Source organism: Muricoccus roseus (genome assembly GCF_900141905.1).
GTDB lineage: Bacteria > Pseudomonadota > Alphaproteobacteria > Acetobacterales > Acetobacteraceae > Roseomonas > Roseomonas rosea.
The window spans coordinates 63,001-79,525 of the sequence record NZ_FQZF01000011.1 but is presented as its reverse complement, the minus strand read 5'-3'; the positions used below and the strand labels follow the sequence as shown (position 1 = coordinate 79,525).

Genomic DNA, 16,525 nt, shown 5'->3' with positions numbered 1-16,525 from the left:
CCGCTACCACTCCACGCCGATCTTGCCGAAATGGCTTCCGCCTTCCTCGTAGCGGAAGGCATCGGCCAGGCCCTCCAGGGGAAAGACGCGGTCGATCACGGGGCGCAGGGCGCCGCCGTCGAGGGTGCGGACGAAATCCTGCTGGTCGCGCCGGCTGCCGACGATCAGGCCCTGGAGGCGGGCCTGCTTGGCCATCAGCAGGGCCGTGGGGATCTCGCCGCCCCGCCCGGTGAGCACGCCGATCAGGGAGATATGGCCACCGACGCGCACCGCCTCGATCGATTGGGGGAGGGTGCCGGGGCCGCCGACCTCCACGACGTGATCCACGCCGCGGCCGCCGGTGAGCTCGCGGACGCGCGCGCCCCAGTTCGCGGTCTGGCGGTAGTTGATCGTTTCGTCGGCTCCCAGCGCCCGGGCCCGCTCCAGCTTCTCGTCCGAGGAGGAGGTGATGATGACGCGGGCGCCGATCATCTTCGCCAGCTGCAGCGCGAGGATGGACACCCCGCCGGTGCCCAGTGCCAGCACCGTGTCCCCGGGCTTCAGCGCTCCATCCACCACCAGAGCGCGCCAGGCGGTCAGCCCCGCGGTGGTGATGGTCGCGGCCTCAACATGGCTGAAGCCGCGCGGGGCGCGGGTGAAGGCGGTGGCGGGGAGGATGGCATGCTCCCGCGCGAAGCCGTCGATCCCATCCCCGGGGGTGCGGGAGAAGTCCGCGACCGTGGGAGGACCGGCCTGCCAATCCGGGAAGAAGCAGGACACCACATGGTCGCCGGGGGCGAATTCCGTCACGCCCTCGCCCACCGCCTCTACCACGCCGGCGCCGTCGGCCATCGGGATGCGGCCATCCGCCGCCCGGGCACGGCCGGTGGCGACGCCGTAATCGTGGTAGTTCAGGCTGCTCGCATGCAGGGCGACCCGGATCTCGCCCTTGCCCGGCTGGCCGGGATCGGGGCGCTCCACCATCTCCAGCCTGTCCAGCCCTCCGGGGGCCTGCACCACCATCACTCGCATCCGGCTTCTCCAACCCAAGCCAGGGCTAAACGCTGGAAGCGGCAGGAGGCGTCATGCCCGGCCGCGGCCTGGCCCGCCCAAGATCAGGAAGGTTCCGCATGGTCATCACGGACAGCACGATCGGGGTCATCAAGCCCTCCGGATCGGTGGAGGAGGATACGGCCCGGCTGACGGAGCTGGCGCGGACCACGCGGCAGATCTTCTTCGACCCTGGCGACGGCCAGCCCCTCCGCCTGAACCGGACGGTGGCGTTCCGCCTGGCCGGGCAGCGCTTCTGGGGTTCGGCACCCTGGGCGAACACGGTGGAGTGGCACGGCGATCCCGCCCAGGCGACCGTGCTCTCGCTGCGCGGCAACCAGTACATGTCGATCGCGAACATGATGATCCGGCCCGCCGGCTGGGGCACGCCCGATGCGCTGCGGGTCACCGGCGGGGCCGCCATCACGATCGAGGATGAGGACGGAGCGTCACCGGCCTTCTGCGAGCTGGACAACATCCTCATCCATGGCATGGGCGATGGCGTGCTGGTCCGGGGCGGTGCCGAGCACCGGATCAGGCGGCTGCACCTGCGGAACCTGCGGGGGCGGAAGGGGCTTCAGTTCCTGGCGCGCTGCCGCGCCACCGCGCTGTACCGCTGCATCGTGGAAGACCTGGTCTCGGCGGAGCCCGAAAGCCCGGAATACGACGCCATCGACCAGAACAGCTACAGCTACTCCGTAGAGGTGAGCAAGGCGGCGCTGCTGGGTGGTGGATGCGGCTACGCCATGCGCGACGACATCGCGGATGGGGGCTCCTATCCCTTATGGGCCTTCGCGCAGGACCTCGAGACGGACCATACGGCGAAGGGCGGCGTGGAGCTCCGGGCCGGCGAGGGGTTCGAGGCCGTCACCTCCTGGTTCGGCTCGTCCCTGGGCAGCGCGGGCCTGCTGACGGAGGATGCCTGGCGGGGGGACCTCGCCCTGTCCGCCTGCCGCATCTACGGCAATGCGCGGGAGGGCATGTCCCTGGCCGCGGGGAAGGGCGCGGCCCTGTCCGGCCTGCTCGTCGGGGATAACGGCGTGATGCGCCCCGGTGCGCTGGCGGGGATCCTGATCGGCGGCGGCGCGGAGAACATCTCCATCGCCGCCTCCTGTTGCGGGGACATGGTGGGCGTGCGGGGCAACGCGCAGGGCTGGGGCGTGATCCTGCGCGGCACGCCGAGGCGCGTGAACCTCTCCACCTTCGGCACGCTGGAGGGAAACCAGCGGGGCAAGATCCTCAACGAGACACGGACCGTCCGGCATGACGAGCTGGCCGGGCCGCATCTGAGCGAGGCCTCGATCCGCGAGGGGGCGAGGAGCGGGGTGTATCTGTAGCCCCGCGCGGCGGGCAGGTCGTCCTAGGCGGCGCCTGCCCGCATCCTTTCCAGCTCCGCCGTCGCCACGTCCTGCCTGACCTGCCGGCGTTCCACCAGGATGGCGGCCAGCATCGCGACCTCGTCCCCCACCGCGCCGGCGGCGATGGCGACGTTGTTCGCGTGCAGGGCCATGTGGCCCTTTTGGATGCCGGTGGTGGCCAGGGCCTTCATGGCGCCGAAGTTCTGGGCGAGGCCGACGGCGGCGATGATGCGCGCCAACTCCGCGGCGGTGGAGACGCCGAGGATCTTTAGGCAGGCGCGGGCGGTCGGGTGGATCTTCGTGGCGCCGCCGACGAGCCCGACGGGAAGCGGGATCTCGATGGAACCGGCGAGGCTGCCATCCGCCGTCACCTCCCAGCTCGTCAGGCTGGTGTAGCGGCCCTTCCGGGCGGCATAGGCATGGGCGCCCGCCTCCACCGCGCGCGTGTCGTTGCCGGTGGCCAGCACCACGGCGGAGACGCCGTTCATGATGCCCTTGTTGTGGGTGGCGGCGCGGTAGGGATCGGCCTCGGCGAAGTGGTAGGCGCTGATCATGCCGTCGCGCACCGCCTCGCCGCCGATGGCCTCCGCCGGCCAGGTCGCGCGGGCGCGGGCCAGGCGGCGGTCGGCGAGGTTGGAGAGGATGCGCAGGAAGACCTTGCCGCCCGTCCAGGATTCGATGGAGGGCGCCAGGGTCTCGGCCATCGTGTTGACCGTGTTGGCGCCCATGGCGTCACGCGTATCGACGATGAGATGCGTCACCACCATCGGGCCGCCGCGCGAATCCACGATGCGCACCTCCAGGTCCCGGAAGCCGCCGCCGAGCTGGACGAGCATCGGGTCGCACCGGTCGCAAATGGCCGCGATCTCGTCCCGGTGTTCGAGGATGCGGAGCCTGGCATTCTCCGGGTCGGTCACGCCGACGAGCTGCACCTGGGCGATCATCAGGGTGCCCGAGACGGAGGTGATGAAGCCGCCGGAGTCGTAGCATTGCCGCGCGGAGTTGCAGACCGCGGCGACGACGGAGGATTCCTCCGTCGCCATCGGCACCAGCACGTCCTTGCCGTCGACGCGCATGTTGGTGGCCACGCCGATCGGGATGGATAGCGTCGCAACCACGTTCTCGATCATGTGGTCGGCGAGATGCGTGTCGATATTGCCCGGCGCGGCGAGCTGGGCGCGCGTGGTCTCGTCCAGGTCGGAGAAGGCGGCCACCGCCTCCAGCCGCTCGGCCGTGCTCATGCGGTGGAAGCCGGGGATGCGGGAGGTCAGGTTGCTGATGCTCATGGTCTTGTCCGGGTATGGGCGATGAGGAAGGGCGGCCGGCACTATTCGAGCTTGATGTTGCCCTCGCGGATCACGTCGCCCCACTTCTTCGTGTCGCCCACCAGCGCCGCGCGCAGCGCCGCGGCATCGCCCGAGACGAGCTCCACGCCCTGCTCGGCCATGCGGGCGCGCAGCGCGGGGTCGTCGGTCGCGGCGCGGAGCGCGGCGGCGGCGCGGGTGACAATGGGGGCGGGAGTGCCGGCCGGGGCGAAGAGGCCCTGCCAGAAGAAAACCTCGAAGCCCGGCAGGGTGTTCGAGACGGGCGGCAGGTTCGGGTAGTTCGGCAGCGGCGCGTTGGCCGTCACGGCCAGGCCCTTCGTGCCGCCATCCGACAAGGTGGTCGCGGCCTCCTGGATCGCCTGGAACACGACATGGATGCGGCCCTGGCGCAGGTCGAGCGCGGCCGGCGCCCCGCCGCGATAGGGGACATGCACGATGTCGATCCCCGCCCGGGCGCGGAACATCTCGAGGCAGAGATGGCTGACCGATCCGGTGCCCGGCGAGCCGAACAGCACCTTGCCCGGATTGGCCTTGCAGTAGGCAATCAGCTCCGCCGTGTTGCCGGCGGGCACGGAGGGATGGACATGCAGGATGAAGGGCGTGCGGAACACCATCCCGATCGGCTCCAGCTCGCGCGCCGGATCCTTCGGGGTGAGGTTGGGCTGGAGGGTCTGGTTGATGGCGAGGGTGGTGGTGCCCATCACCAGCGTGTAGCCATCGGGCCGGGCCCGGGCGCCATAGGTGGCGGCGACGGAGGTGGCCGCGCCGGGCCGGTTCTCGACCACCACCGGCACACCGAGATTGCGCGACATCGGCTCGGCCACGGCGCGGGAGGCGAGGTCGGTCACGCCGCCGGGCGGATAGCCCTCGACAAGGGCGATGGCACGATCGGGCCAGTTCGTGCCCTGGGCGCGGGCGGCAAGGGCAGGCACGGCGAGAGCCGTGCCGAGGAGAGTGCGGCGATACATGCTGGACATTCCCTGCTTCGTCTTGTGTTTGACGTCAGGGTGTCCCAGTTCGCCTGCAGTCGGAAAGGGACAGTTCGGCGGGTTATCCGCGGTACTGTCCCAGTCAAACTGCTAGGACAGGTGAGGAACCTGAACTCACTCGGCTGGCGGTCCGCCTGAGGTCTTGGACCTCAGGCGACTGCAAGTGCAGGAAAGCCCCGGCAACCAGAGACCCCACAAATCCGGGGTATCCACGGCAGTCAGACGGGGTTCCAAGGGCCTCCGGCCCTTGGCGGGTGAGGGCGGAGCCCTCTCTTCGGAACTTCCGGCGCGCCGGAACCGGAAGGCTCACTCGCTGCCGAGGAGCCCTTCGATGATGCCCCGCAGCAGGGCCGCGCCTTCCGAGAGGCGTTCCAGGGCCAGGGGGCGGCCCCGTGCTTCGCCGCCCGTGGCCAGCACCGCGCGGTCCTGGGTGAGCTCGCGGGCGGAGAGGCGGCCGTCGCCGTCATAGTCCAGGCTTTCCATCATCACCCGCGCGGCCAGCACGCCGCCCATGGTGCCCGCGGTGTTGGTCAGGCCGGAGAGTTCCGGGCTTGCCTCGGCCTGGAGGGAGAGGAGCCAGGTGGCGCCCCGGAACAGGCGGGCCAGCTCGGCGGAGCCCAGCAGGTTGTCGCCCGAGACGTCCCCGGCGCGGATGAGGGCGGTGGCGCAGTCGGTCACGCTGCCCGTCTCTGGCCCGCAGGCCGCCTCCAGCGATTCCACGGCGCCGAGGAAGGCGATTCCCTCGCCCTGGGCGGCGAAGGAAAGGGGCGTGGTGGGGCAGCGGCGCCAGGTGGTGAGGGGGGCGTCGCCCGGCAGCCGGTCGTCGCGGGTCTTGTTGTTGGGTTCGGCGGTTTCCAGCGCGGGGCCGGCGGCGCGGAACATCAGGCGCGGGGCCTCGGCGCCGCGGGCGGTGGCAACGGTCCAGCCAGGCTCGAGCCGCCGCGCCTCGGTGAAGCGCAGCAGGCGGCCGGAGCCGCTTGCCGGCACCCGGGCCGCGCCGCGGGCAGAGAGGGCGAGCATGGCGGAGGGGGCGGTGCATTCGCCCTGGAACCAGGCGCCGCGCAGGGCGGCCGGGACCGGCGCCTCGGGTGCCTGGGCCTGGGCGGCCGGGGGCGCGGCCAGGGGAGCGGCGAGAAGGGCGAGCCCGGCCAGGAAGGGGCGGAGGAAGGGGGTCATGGCAGGGGCACCTCGATCCCGGCGCAGAGGTCGATCGGGTCACGCGTGGTCTCGCGCCCGTCGCGGAACACCGCGGTCAGGCGGGCGGGGCAGCCGCCGCCGTCCGGGGGGGCGACATCCAGCGTCTCATTCGCCCCGAGCACGGTGGCGCCGAGCCGGTCCTCGCCGCGCGGGGCACCGGGGGCGTCGATATAGAGTTCCACGACCGGCAGGCGGGCCGTGTTGCGGAGGCGCACGCTGCCGGGGCGGGGGCCGTCGTCGTCCTCCTCGCCCTCATCGAGGCGCTGGGCGATGGTCCAGCCCGGGCGGATGGCGATCACGGGGGTCTGGCAGATATTCACCTCCCGCCGCTCCTCCGCGCCGCCGCTGGGGAAGACGACCCGGAGGTCCGCCACGCACTCCACCGGCACGGAGAGGGTCTGGCGGTCGTTCCGCCCGAGACCGCCGGGCAGGCGCTCCGGGCCCCAGTCGCCCTCGGTGGCGGAGGAGACGTAGATTTCGTCGATCCGCGCACCATGGCGGTTCACCAGGGTTAGCGGCCGCTCCGGCGGGCGGGGAATGCCGCTGCCGTCGAAGGTGACAGGGTTGGTGGTGCAGATGTTCACGCCCCGCTTCGCCTCGGCCGCCCCATCCTCATAGGTGGCGCGCAAATCGGCTTCGCAGCCCGGCAGGCGGATGCGCAGGCGGAAGGTGGCGCCGTCGGGCGCGGTTTCCTGGCCCATGCGGTCGGCGCCCCAGCCCTCTTCGGAATCGAGCGGGCCGCCGCGGCCGGCGGCGACGATGTGCAGCCCGTGCAGCGGCCGGCCGGCGCGGTTGGCGACCGTGACGTCACGCCAGGTCAGGCCCGGATCGGCCAGGGTGACGCGCGGGCTGCGGCAGACATCCACCCGCGGGCGCGAGACCTCCGAGCCATCGGCCATGACAGCCGTGATGTCGAAGACGCAGTCGCGGCGGCGGCCCAGGCGCAGGCGGTGGGTGCGGCCGGCGGCCAGCATCTCCGCGCCCAGCCGGTCCGGGCCGCGGGCGGCACCGGGCGGGGCGGCGTAAATCTCCCGCACGTCGAGATCCGTGTCGTTGTTGACCACCGCTTCCCGCGCGGGGACGGAGGTGTCGCCCAGGGTGACGCGGGCGCTGCGGCAGAGGTCGAGGTTCCGCCGCTCCTCCACCGTCTCATCCGCCAGGATGGCGCGGAGGGACCAGTTGCAGGGCTGGTTGCGGCCCAGCCGCACCCGGAAGCTGCCGCCGGGCGGCAGGGTATCGGCGCCCAGCCGGTCTGGGCCGGGGTCGGCTTCCGTGGCGGGTGCCAGGTAGAGTTCCCGCACGGCGAGGCCGGTTTCGTTCGCGACCAGGGCCTCGCGCTCGGCATTCGGGCGGCTCTGGGCCAGGGCGGGCGCGGTGGAGAGGGCCAGGCTTATGAGCCCGAGTCCCGTCCATATCCCGGCGACCATCCCACGCATCCAGACGCCCCGATTCCTTCCCGTGCCGGGCTGTCCGGCTGGGTGCGGTGCAAGATCGTCGCCTGAAAGCCACGGCGCAATTGCAGAAAAGACACAGCTCGCATTCCGTCGGCCGATCCAGCTTCACGGCGGCGCGATTTGCCGGCCGGGGAATGGGTTCATGAAGGGGCTTTCATCCCGCCCCGCCTGGATTTCCGGCCGGGGCGGATTCTGCGCCGGGCCGGTTCCGGGGTAGGATGATCCCAATTGTCCATGGGAGGACCGATCGCATGACCCGCCTTCTCGCCGGCCGCCGCCAGATCCTGGCCGGCGCCGCCGCCCTGCCCTTCCTTGCCGGGGGCGCACGTGCCCAGGGCAGCCAGCGCTATGGCAACCTCAACATGTTCATCCCCGCCGCCCCGGGCGGCGGATGGGATGGCCTGGGCCGCGCCATCGAGCAGGTGGCCCGCCAGGGCGGGCTCGTCGGCTCCATGCAGTTCGAGAATGTCGGCGGGGCCGGCGGCGCGGTGGGCCTGCCGCGCTTCGTGTCGCAGCGCCGTGGGCGGCCGGATGCACTCATGGTGGCGGGCGCCGTGATGGTGGGCTCCACCATCACCAACAAGAGCCCGGTGGGCATCAAGGACGTGACCCCGATCGCCCGGCTGACGGACGAGACGCTGGCCATCGTGGTGCCGGCGAATTCCGAGATCCGCGATATCAAGGGGCTGATGGATGCGCTCAAGGCCAATCCCGGCGCGGTGGCGGTGGGCGGCGGCTCGGCGGGCGGGATCGACCACATCCTGCTGGGGCTGATGATCAAGTCGGTCGGCCGCAACGCGCGCGAGGCGTCCTATGTCGCCTTCGCCGGGGGCGGGCCGGCCCAGGCCGCCATCCTCGGCGGGCAGGTGAAGGCCGGCATCTCCGGCTATTCGGAGTTCGCCGAGCAGATCAAGGCCGGGCGGATGCGCGTGCTGGCGACGAGCGGCGACAAGCGCGCCGATCCCCAGGCGCCGACGCTGAAGGAGAGCGGGATCGACATCGTGCTGGGCAACTGGCGCGGCCTCTTCGCCCCGCCGGGCATCAGCGCCGAGGTGCGGGCCAACCACACGCGCTTCGCGACCGAGCTGCATGCGCTGCCGGCCTGGAAGCAGCTTCTCGAGACCCGCGGCTGGGAGGACGCCTTCATGGAGGGCGGCGCCTTCGAGGAGTTCCTGAAGCGCGACGCCGATGCGACGGCGGCGGTGCTGCGGGATATCGGCCTGGCCTGACCCCGGGAGGGCGGGGGTGCGCGTCGTGGCGCGCACCCCCGCCCGGTTTCCTCAGGCGATGACCTGGATGTCGCTCGCCTGCAGGAATGCGCCCGACAGGCCGGCGACGAGCACCGCGGCGCTGCCGCCCGCCCCGTCCGCATCCCACCAGAGCCGCGGCGTGTCCGTCTCGAAGATGAACTGGCCGGTTCCGAAAGGTGCGTCCGCGCGGCCGGTGGTGTTCTGCGCGAAATGCCCCGTGGCCAGGAGGTCCATCCCCTCGGCCAGTCCGCCGCCGAACCCCGCGGCCGACACCTCGATACGGTCCGTGCCCGAGAGGAAATCGGTGATGGAATCGGCGCCCTCGGCCGCCACGGCGTAGCGGAAGGCATCCGCCCCCGCATCGCCGGTCAGCCGGTCCGCCGCGGCGCCGCCGATGAGCGTGTCGTCCCCCGCGCCGCCGATCAGCGTGTCCTTGCCGCCCATCCCGCTCAGCAGGTTGTGCCCGGCATTGCCGAGGATGCGGTTGGCGGCCGCGTTGCCCGTGCCGCTCACCGCCGCGTTGCCGTTGAGGGTCAGGCTTTCCACCGCGAGGCCGATGGTGAAGGAGACGCTGGAGACGACCGTATCCGTGCCGCCTCCCTCCAGCTCGATCGCCAGGTCGCCGGCATCGTCCACGATGTAGCGGTCATCGCCGAGGCCGCCGAACATCGTATCGGCCCCTGTCCCGCCATCGAGGCGGTCGGTGCCGTCGCGGCCTTCCAGCAGGTCATGCCCATTCCCGCCCAGCAGCGTGTCGTCCCCGGCCTCGCCGAAGAGCCGGTCGTCCCCGTCGCCGCCCAGCAGGGAATCGTGGCCGTCGCCGCCCAGCAGGACGTCGTTGCCGGCATCGCCGCGCAGCGTGTCGTCCCCCTCGCTGCCGAGCAGCGTGTCCATGTCGCCCCCGCCCAGGATCAGGTCGTTGCCGGCGCCGCCATGCAGGGCGTCGCGCCCGGCGCCGCCGATGAGCGTGTCGTTCCCGTCGCCGGCGAGGACGAAGAGGTTGCCGCCCATGGGCAGGGCGGAGGCCCTCAGGAAAAGCGAGGCGGCGTTCGGCGCGAGGATCGCGACCCGGCCATCGGTGAAGGCCAGGGCGGCATTGGCCCCTAGGGTCAGGCTCTGCGCGCCGGCGCCGTCGAGCAGCAGGCCCTCCATGTTCCGGAGCGAGGCGAAATGGCTGTCCGTCAGCGTCACGTTGCCGAGGAAGACGAGGCCATCGGCGCCCGCGCCGCCATCGAGCGGGCCGGCAGCGAGGAAGCGGTTCAGGTCGTCGAAGAGGAAGAGATCGGTCCGGCTGGTGCCTGCCACAGCGGGCGATGGGTTGATGTAGATCGTCAAGGAGCTGTCCTTCCCGGGCTGACGGAGGGGCCGGAGGGGGCAGGCTACCGCCCCAGGATGAAGGAATCGTAAGTATCGGCCCGCGCCTTCCGCTTCCCGCGGGGCCATGCGATGCAGGCGCAAGGCCTGCCCCCGGTGGGCCAGGGAACGAGACCGCCATGAAACAACCCTCCCCGCAGGCCGGGACGCCGCGCGCCGATCTGGGCGTCGGCCTCTTCGTCGTTCTGCTCGGCCTGCTGACCGTCTATGCCGCCTGGGCCATCCCGGACTCCCCGCTCTATGCGCAGGTCGGCGCCAAGGCGGTTCCCTATCTCGTCGGGGGCGCGCTCGTCGTGCTGGGGGCGGGGCTTTCCGCCGTCGCGCTGCGCGGCGGGTGGAGCCGCGACATCGAGGAGGCCATGGAGGCGCCGCCGACCAACTGGCGGGCGATCGGCCTGCTCGGCGCGGGGCTGCTGGTGCAGATCGCCCTCATCGACTGGCTCGGCTTCGTCATCGCCGCCACCATCCAGTACGTGCTGGTCTGCGCCGCCTTCGGGTCCCGCAGGCCGCTGCGGGACCTGGCGATCGGGATCATCGTCACGCTCGGCGCCTTCATCGGCTTCTCGCGCCTGCTGGGCGTGAACATCGGCGCGGGCGTGCTGGAGGGCATTCTCTGATGGACGCGATCTCCGGCCTGGCCATGGGCTTCGGATCGGCGCTGACGCCGATCAATCTCGGCTGGGCGCTGCTCGGCTGCTTCCTCGGCACGGCCATCGGCGTGCTGCCCGGCATCGGCCCGGCGCTGACCATCGCGCTGCTGCTGCCCGTGACCTTCCAGGTGGAGGCGACCGGCGCCTTCATCCTGTTCTGCGGCGTCTTCTACGGCGCGATGTATGGCGGCTCGACCACCTCCATCCTGCTGAACACGCCGGGTGAATCGGGCTCGATCATCACGGCGCTGGAGGGCGCGAAGATGGCGCGGAACGGCCGCGCGGGACCGGCCCTGGTCACGGCGGCCGTCGGTTCCTTCATCGCGGGCACGGTCGGCACGCTCGGCATCTCCTTCGTCGGGCCGCTGGTGGTGGAGGTGGCGCTGAAGCTTGGGCCCGCCGAATACTTCTCCCTGATGCTGCTCTGCTTCGTCACCGTCTCCGCCGTGCTGGGGGGCTCGGCGCTGCGCGGCCTCACCTCGCTCGGCTTCGGGCTGATGCTGGGGCTGGTGGGGATCGACCTGCAGACCGGCCAGCCGCGCCTGACCTTCGGCATCCCGGAACTGTTGGACGGGGTGAACGTGGTGCTCGTCGCTGTCGCCCTCTTTGCGGTCGGGGAGACGATGCACCTGGCCTGGCGCCATGCGGAGGGGGTGCAGGAGGTGCGCCCGGTCGGGCGGCTCTGGATGAGCGCGAGCGACTGGAAGCGTTCCATCGGCCCGTGGCTGCGGGGTTCCTTCCTTGGCTTCCCCTTCGGCGTGCTGCCGGCGGGCGGCACCGAGATGCCGACCATGCTCAGCTATTACGCCGAGCGGAAGCTGGTGAAGCCCGAGCACCGCGCCGAGTTCGGCACCACAGGCGCTATCGAGGGCGTGGCGGGGCCGGAGGCGGCGAACAACGCGGCGGCGGCCGGCGTGCTGGTGCCGATGCTCACCCTGGGCCTGCCCACCTCGGCCACCGCGGCCATCATGCTCTCGGCCTTCCAGTCCTACGGCATCCAGCCCGGGCCGATGCTGTTCACGCAGCAGCCCGTGCTGGTCTGGACGCTGATCGCCAGCCTCTACATCGCCAATGTCATGCTCGTGGTCCTGAACCTGCCGCTGGTCGGGCTCTGGGCGCGCATCCTGAAGATTCCGACGCCGCAGCTCTATGCCGGCATCCTGGTCTTCGCGACCATCGGCACCTACGGCATCAGCAACTCGGTCACGGACCTGGTGCTGCTCTATGGCATCGGCATCATCGCCATGTTCATGCGGCGCTTCGACTTCCCGACGGCGCCGGTCGTCATCGGGATGATCCTGGGGCCGATGGCGGAGCAGGCGCTCCGGCAGGCGCTGACCATCAGCCAGGGGGACTGGACCACCTTCGTCACCCGCCCGATCTCGCTGTCGATCCTGCTGCTGGCGCTGCTGGCCCTGGCCGGGCCGCGCCTCTGGGGGGCATGGCGCGCGCGCCGCGCCGGGTAAGGCGGCGGGATTCAGTGGCGCGGCGGCGATCCCGCCCCTATATCCCGCCGCGTCCCATCCCGAGTTCCACCTGTTGACGACCCGTCCCGAGGGGGCCGGACCTGGCTGGTCCGCCCCCGTGATCCCGATCGATTTCGCGGCGCTCTTCGCGGCCTCCCCCAATCCCTATGTCCTGATGGACCCCGGCTTCGCGCTGGTCGCGATGAACGATGCCTATCTCCGGGTCACGATGCGCCGGCGGGAGGAGCTCCTCGGGCGCAACATGTTCGAGGCCTTTCCCAGCGATCCGGCCTCGGAGGGGCACCGCCAGCTCCGCGCCTCGCTGGAGCGCGTGCTGGCGACGGGGGAAAAGGACCACCTTTCCCTGATCCGCTACGACATCGCCCTGCCGGACGGGGCGGGCTACGAGGAGCGCTATTGGAGCGCCACCCATACCCCCCTGGCCGGGCCGGACGGACGGGTGGCCCTGATCCTCCAGCACACGGTGGACGTGACCGAGCTGCACCGGCTGCGCAGCCTGGCGCGCCGTCTGGGCCCGGCCGGGCCCGCCGCGCAGATCGAGACCGACGTGTTCCGCCGTGCCGAGGCGGTGCAGGAGGCGAACACCGCGCTGGAGACCGAGCGCCAGCGCCTGCATGCCCTGTTCGAGCAGGCGCCCGGCTTCATGGCGGTGGTGGACGGGCCGGATCACCGCTTCAGCATGGCCAATGCGGCCTATCTCCGGCTCGTCGGCGGGCGGGAGCTACTGGGCCGCACGGTGGCCGAGGTGCTGCCGGAGGTGGTGGAGCAGGGCTTCGTGGCCCTGCTGGACCAGGTGAAGCGCACGGGCGAGCCCTTTGTCGGGCGGCAGTATCCCATCCTGCTCGCCCACCGTCCCGGCGCCGAGCCGGAGGTGCACTTCGTCGATTTCATCTACCAGCCGATCTTCCAGGGCGGCGAGGCCACGGGCGTCTTCGTCCAGGGCCATGACGTGACGGAGCAGAAGCGCGCGGTGGATGCGCTGCGCGAGAGCGAGGGGCGCTTCCGCCTGGTGGCCGAGAGCGCGCCGGTGAAGCTCTGGATGAGCACGCCGAGCGGAAGCTGCGCCTATCTGAACCGGGCCCAGCGTGCCTTCTGGCGGCTGGAGGAGGAGGAGGTCGCCTCCTTCGACTGGTTCTCCACCGTTCATCCCGAGGACCGGGAGGCTCTGGCCGGCCCCTATCAGGCCGCGATGCGCGCCCAGGCAGGCTTCCAGACGGAGGCGCGCTTCCGGCGCCATGACGGCGCCTGGCGCGTCCTCCGCAGCGAGGCCCAGCCTCGCTTCGGCCCCGGGGGCGAGTTCCTCGGCATGATCGGCGTGAACGTGGACGTGACGGAGATCCGCCGCGCCGAGAATGCCCTGCGGCGGGAGACCGCGGTGCTGGAGGTGCTGAACCGCACCGGCGCCACCCTGGCAGCGGAGCTGGACCTCGATCGCGTGGTGCAGATGGTCACCGATGCGGGGGTGGAGGTCACGGGCGCCGCCTTCGGGGCCTTCTTCTACAACGTGCTGGACGAGAAGGGCGGGAGCTACATGCTCTACGCCCTCTCCGGCGTGCCGCGCTCCGCCTTCGAGGGGTTTCCCATGCCGCGCGCCACCGCGGTGTTCGAGCCCACCTTCCGGGGCGAGGGGATCATCCGCTCGGACGATATCCGGTCCGACCCGCGCTACGGTCACCACGCCCCCTTCCACGGCATGCCGGAGGGGCACCTGCCCGTTCGCAGCTACCTCGCCGTGCCGGTCATCTCGCGTTCGGGCGAGGTGCTGGGCGGGCTGTTCTTCGGCCATCCCGAGCCCGGCCGCTTCAAGCCGGAGCACGAGGCGCTGCTGCGCGGCATCGGCGGCCATGCCGCGACCGCGATCGACAATGCGCGGCTGTACCAGTCTGCGCAGCGCGAGATCGGCCATCGCCGCCGCGCCGAGGATCAGCTCCGGCAGTTGAACGAGACGCTGGAGGCGCGGGTGATCGCCGAGATCGCCGAGCGCCGGCAGGCCGAGGCCGCGCTGCAGCAGGCGCAGAAGATGGAATCCATCGGCAAGCTGACCGGCGGCGTGGCGCATGACTTCAACAACCTGCTGCAGGTCGTCTCCGGCAACCTGCAGCTGCTGGCGCGGGACGTGGCCGGGAATGAGCGGGCGGAGCGGCGGCTGAACAACGCCATGGCCGGCGTTACCCGGGGCGCGAAGCTCGCCTCGCAGCTGCTCGCCTTCGGGCGGCGCCAGGCGCTGGAGCCGAAGGTGGTGAATATCAGCCGCTTCGTCACCGGCATGGAGGACATGCTGCGGCGGACCATCGGCGAGGCGGTCGAGATCGAGACGGTGGTGGCCGATGGGCTCTGGAACACCTTCATCGACCCCGCCCAGGCGGAGAACGCGCTGCTGAACCTGGCGATCAATGCCCGCGACGCGATGGAGGGCACGGGGCGGCTGGTCATCGAGGCCGGGAACGCGCGGATCGACGAGGCGGAGGCGCGCGCGCAGGCGGAGGTTCGGCCCGGGGACTACGTGATGCTCGCCGTCAAGGATACGGGCTGCGGCATGGCGCCCGAGGTCCAGGCCCTGGTCTTCGAGCCCTTCTTCTCCACCAAGCCGGAAGGGAAGGGGACCGGGCTCGGGCTCTCCATGGTCTATGGCTTCGTGAAGCAGTCCAGCGGCCATGTGAAGATCGAATCCGAGGTCGGGCGCGGCACCACCGTGCGCCTCTTCCTGCCCCGCGCCGCCGGGCCGGAGGAGGAGATTGCCGCGGTGGATGACAGCCCCGTCTCGGGCGGGGCCGAGACGATCCTGGTGGCGGAGGATGACGAGACGGTGCGCGCCACGGTGGTGGAGATGCTGACCGAGCTCGGCTACCGCGTGCTGAAGGCCCATGACGCGGCCAGCGCGCTGGCGGTGATCGAGAGCGGCGCGCCGATCGACCTTCTCTTCACCGATGTGGTGATGCCGGGCCCGCTGAAGAGCCCGGAACTGGCCCGCCGCGCGCGGGAGCGGTTGCCCGGCCTCGGCGTGCTGTTCACCTCCGGTTATACCGAGAATGCCATCGTGCATGACGGCCGGCTGGACGAAGGCGTCGAGCTGCTTTCCAAGCCCTATACTCGGGAAGCGCTGGCGCGGAAGCTGCGGCATGTGCTGACCCAGGCCGCCCAGCACCGCGTGGCGGATCCCTCGCTTCCGCCTGAGCGCCGGCCCTAGGGCACGGCCGGGATCGGCGCGGCGCGCATCCGCCACACCATGGCCGCGCCCAGCGCGACGAGCGCGCCCGCCACCAGCCCCACCTCCCGCAATCCGCCGCCGCCGATGGTCAGCCCGCCGGCCAGGGCGCCGAAGGCCACGCCGAGATAGGTCGCCGAGGCGTTCAGCGAGAGCAGCACCGGCGCGAGGGGCGGGGAGAGGCTGACGAGCCGGACCTGCTGCACCGCCGGGAAGCACCAGCCCGAGGCGCCCCAGATCACCAGGAGCACGAGCACGGCCGGGATGGCGGCCGACAGCGGCAGCCACTCCACGCAGAGGGAGATGGCGGCCAGGCTGGCGCCGAGGACCGCGTTGGAGCGGATGAGGAAGCGCCGCGGATCCTGCCGGTCCGCCGCCCAGCCGCCGAGCGAGACGCCGAGCAGCCCGCCCAGCCCCGAGAGCAGCAGGGCCAGCGCCGTGCCCTCTCCGCCGAACTGGAGCGTGCCGCGCACAAAGGGGCCGAGATAGGAGAACAGGGTGAAGGCCCCGGCGAAGACCACGACCGTCTGCATCAGCAGCACCGTCACCTCCGGCCGTGCGGCGACGGAGAGGCGTTCCATCACGCTCGCCCCCCTGGCGCCGGGCAGGCGGGGCAGGAAGGCCAGCGACCCCGCGGCCGAGGCCGCGCCCAGCGCCGCGACGGCCAGGAAGGCGGCCCGCCAGCCCAGATGCTCGCCGATCAGCGTGCCGAGCGGGGCGCCCAGCACGGTGGAGAGCGTCATGCCGCCGATCACCAGCGCCATGGCGCGACCGCGGTGATGGGGCTCGACGAGGGCGATGGCGCAGGCGCCGGCGGTGGGCACAAACAGCGCGGCCGAGAGCGCGGCGAGGATCCGCATCGCCATCAGCCCGGCATAGCCGGGCACCAGCGCGCATCCGATGGAGGCGAGCACATAGAGACCCATGCCGGCCAGCAACGCCGTCCGGCGCTCCATCCCGGCGGTTGCGGCGGCCAGCACGGGGGAGGCGAGCGCGTAGGCGAGGGCGAAGGCCATGGAGAGATGCCCGGCCGCCGGCACCCCCACGCCCAAATCCTCCGCGATGACGGGCAGGAGCCCGGCCAGGCTGAAGGTTCCCGTGCCCACGGCGAAGGTGCCGAGAGCCAGCCAGAACAGCGAGCGGGGCATAGCCGCATCCCTTGGTCCAATTGTTATTGAACTATAGGCCGGAGGCGGGGAGGTCAAGT

Annotated in this window: 12 protein-coding genes; 5 read left to right on the top strand and 7 right to left on the bottom strand. The window is 71.6% G+C overall.

All coding sequences use genetic code 11. From position 1 onward, the window contains the following. Positions 1–3: 3 nt before the first annotated feature. Positions 4–1,011 carry a zinc-dependent alcohol dehydrogenase family protein gene (locus BUB97_RS10945; protein WP_073134659.1) on the bottom strand — a complete coding sequence of 336 codons (1,008 nt, stop codon included), beginning with the start codon at positions 1,009–1,011 and terminating at the stop codon, positions 4–6. Between the two features lie 98 nt (positions 1,012–1,109). Here BUB97_RS10945 and BUB97_RS10940 point away from each other — a divergent pair, with 98 nt between their 5' ends. Continuing rightward, entirely contained in the window at positions 1,110–2,366 is a 1,257-nt protein-coding gene (locus tag BUB97_RS10940; RefSeq protein ID WP_073134657.1) for a hypothetical protein, read from the top strand. 23 nt (positions 2,367–2,389) lie between these two features. Here the strand turns inward: BUB97_RS10940 and BUB97_RS10935 are convergent, their stop codons facing one another. The 4 genes from BUB97_RS10935 to BUB97_RS10920 form a co-directional block, all read right to left on the bottom strand. After that, positions 2,390–3,673 (bottom strand): hydroxymethylglutaryl-CoA reductase, degradative, encoded by a 1,284-nt coding sequence (locus BUB97_RS10935; RefSeq protein WP_073134656.1) that lies wholly within the window; start codon positions 3,671–3,673, stop codon positions 2,390–2,392. Between the two features lie 41 nt (positions 3,674–3,714). Further along, positions 3,715–4,680, bottom strand: coding sequence for a Bug family tripartite tricarboxylate transporter substrate binding protein (locus tag BUB97_RS10930; RefSeq protein ID WP_073134780.1), 966 nt, complete (start codon positions 4,678–4,680; stop codon positions 3,715–3,717). Between the two features lie 327 nt (positions 4,681–5,007). After that, entirely contained in the window at positions 5,008–5,877 is an 870-nt protein-coding gene (locus BUB97_RS10925) for a hypothetical protein (RefSeq protein ID WP_073134654.1), read from the bottom strand. Further along, positions 5,874–7,325 carry a hypothetical protein gene (locus tag BUB97_RS10920; RefSeq protein ID WP_073134652.1) on the bottom strand — a complete coding sequence of 484 codons (1,452 nt, stop codon included), beginning with the start codon at positions 7,323–7,325 and terminating at the stop codon, positions 5,874–5,876. The genes BUB97_RS10925 and BUB97_RS10920 overlap by 4 nt, the downstream gene beginning before the upstream one ends. 278 nt (positions 7,326–7,603) lie before the next feature. Here BUB97_RS10920 and BUB97_RS10915 point away from each other — a divergent pair, with 278 nt between their 5' ends. Next, entirely contained in the window at positions 7,604–8,581 is a 978-nt protein-coding gene (locus BUB97_RS10915) for a Bug family tripartite tricarboxylate transporter substrate binding protein (RefSeq protein WP_073134650.1), read from the top strand. A gap of 51 nt (positions 8,582–8,632) precedes the next feature. Here the strand turns inward: BUB97_RS10915 and BUB97_RS10910 are convergent, their stop codons facing one another. Then, positions 8,633–9,937, bottom strand: a complete 1,305-nt coding sequence (locus BUB97_RS10910) for a calcium-binding protein (RefSeq protein WP_073134648.1) — start codon at positions 9,935–9,937, stop codon at positions 8,633–8,635. Between the two features lie 158 nt (positions 9,938–10,095). Here BUB97_RS10910 and BUB97_RS10905 point away from each other — a divergent pair, with 158 nt between their 5' ends. The 3 genes from BUB97_RS10905 to BUB97_RS10895 all read left to right on the top strand — a co-directional run bounded on the left by BUB97_RS10905 (position 10,096) and on the right by BUB97_RS10895 (position 15,300). Then, positions 10,096–10,593, top strand: coding sequence for a tripartite tricarboxylate transporter TctB family protein (locus BUB97_RS10905; RefSeq protein ID WP_073134647.1), 498 nt, complete (start codon positions 10,096–10,098; stop codon positions 10,591–10,593). Beyond that, complete coding sequence (locus BUB97_RS10900; RefSeq protein WP_073134645.1) at positions 10,593–12,092, top strand: tripartite tricarboxylate transporter permease; 1,500 nt, start codon at positions 10,593–10,595, stop codon at positions 12,090–12,092. The genes BUB97_RS10905 and BUB97_RS10900 overlap by 1 nt, the downstream gene beginning before the upstream one ends. 73 nt (positions 12,093–12,165) lie before the next feature. Next, positions 12,166–15,300 carry a PAS domain S-box protein gene (locus BUB97_RS10895; RefSeq protein ID WP_139281328.1) on the top strand — a complete coding sequence of 1,045 codons (3,135 nt, stop codon included), beginning with the start codon at positions 12,166–12,168 and terminating at the stop codon, positions 15,298–15,300. Here BUB97_RS10895 and BUB97_RS10890 read toward each other — a convergent pair. Then, positions 15,297–16,466 (bottom strand): MFS transporter, encoded by a 1,170-nt coding sequence (locus BUB97_RS10890; RefSeq protein ID WP_073134641.1) that lies wholly within the window; start codon positions 16,464–16,466, stop codon positions 15,297–15,299. The genes BUB97_RS10895 and BUB97_RS10890 overlap by 4 nt on opposite strands. Positions 16,467–16,525: the final 59 nt, after the last annotated feature.

What these genes read in the sequence shown, in the direction of transcription:
- BUB97_RS10945 (WP_073134659.1), bottom strand. Translation starts at nt 1,011, where the DNA reads ATGCGAGTGATGGTGGTGCAGGCCCCCGGAGGGCTGGACAGGCTGGAG.
- BUB97_RS10940 (WP_073134657.1), top strand. Translation starts at nt 1,110, where the DNA reads ATGGTCATCACGGACAGCACGATCGGGGTCATCAAGCCCTCCGGATCG.
- BUB97_RS10935 (WP_073134656.1), bottom strand. Translation starts at nt 3,673, where the DNA reads ATGAGCATCAGCAACCTGACCTCCCGCATCCCCGGCTTCCACCGCATG.
- BUB97_RS10930 (WP_073134780.1), bottom strand. Translation starts at nt 4,680, where the DNA reads ATGTATCGCCGCACTCTCCTCGGCACGGCTCTCGCCGTGCCTGCCCTT.
- BUB97_RS10925 (WP_073134654.1), bottom strand. Translation starts at nt 5,877, where the DNA reads ATGACCCCCTTCCTCCGCCCCTTCCTGGCCGGGCTCGCCCTTCTCGCC.
- BUB97_RS10920 (WP_073134652.1), bottom strand. Translation starts at nt 7,325, where the DNA reads ATGGTCGCCGGGATATGGACGGGACTCGGGCTCATAAGCCTGGCCCTC.
- BUB97_RS10915 (WP_073134650.1), top strand. Translation starts at nt 7,604, where the DNA reads ATGACCCGCCTTCTCGCCGGCCGCCGCCAGATCCTGGCCGGCGCCGCC.
- BUB97_RS10905 (WP_073134647.1), top strand. Translation starts at nt 10,096, where the DNA reads ATGAAACAACCCTCCCCGCAGGCCGGGACGCCGCGCGCCGATCTGGGC.
- BUB97_RS10900 (WP_073134645.1), top strand. Translation starts at nt 10,593, where the DNA reads ATGGACGCGATCTCCGGCCTGGCCATGGGCTTCGGATCGGCGCTGACG.
- BUB97_RS10890 (WP_073134641.1), bottom strand. Translation starts at nt 16,466, where the DNA reads ATGCCCCGCTCGCTGTTCTGGCTGGCTCTCGGCACCTTCGCCGTGGGC.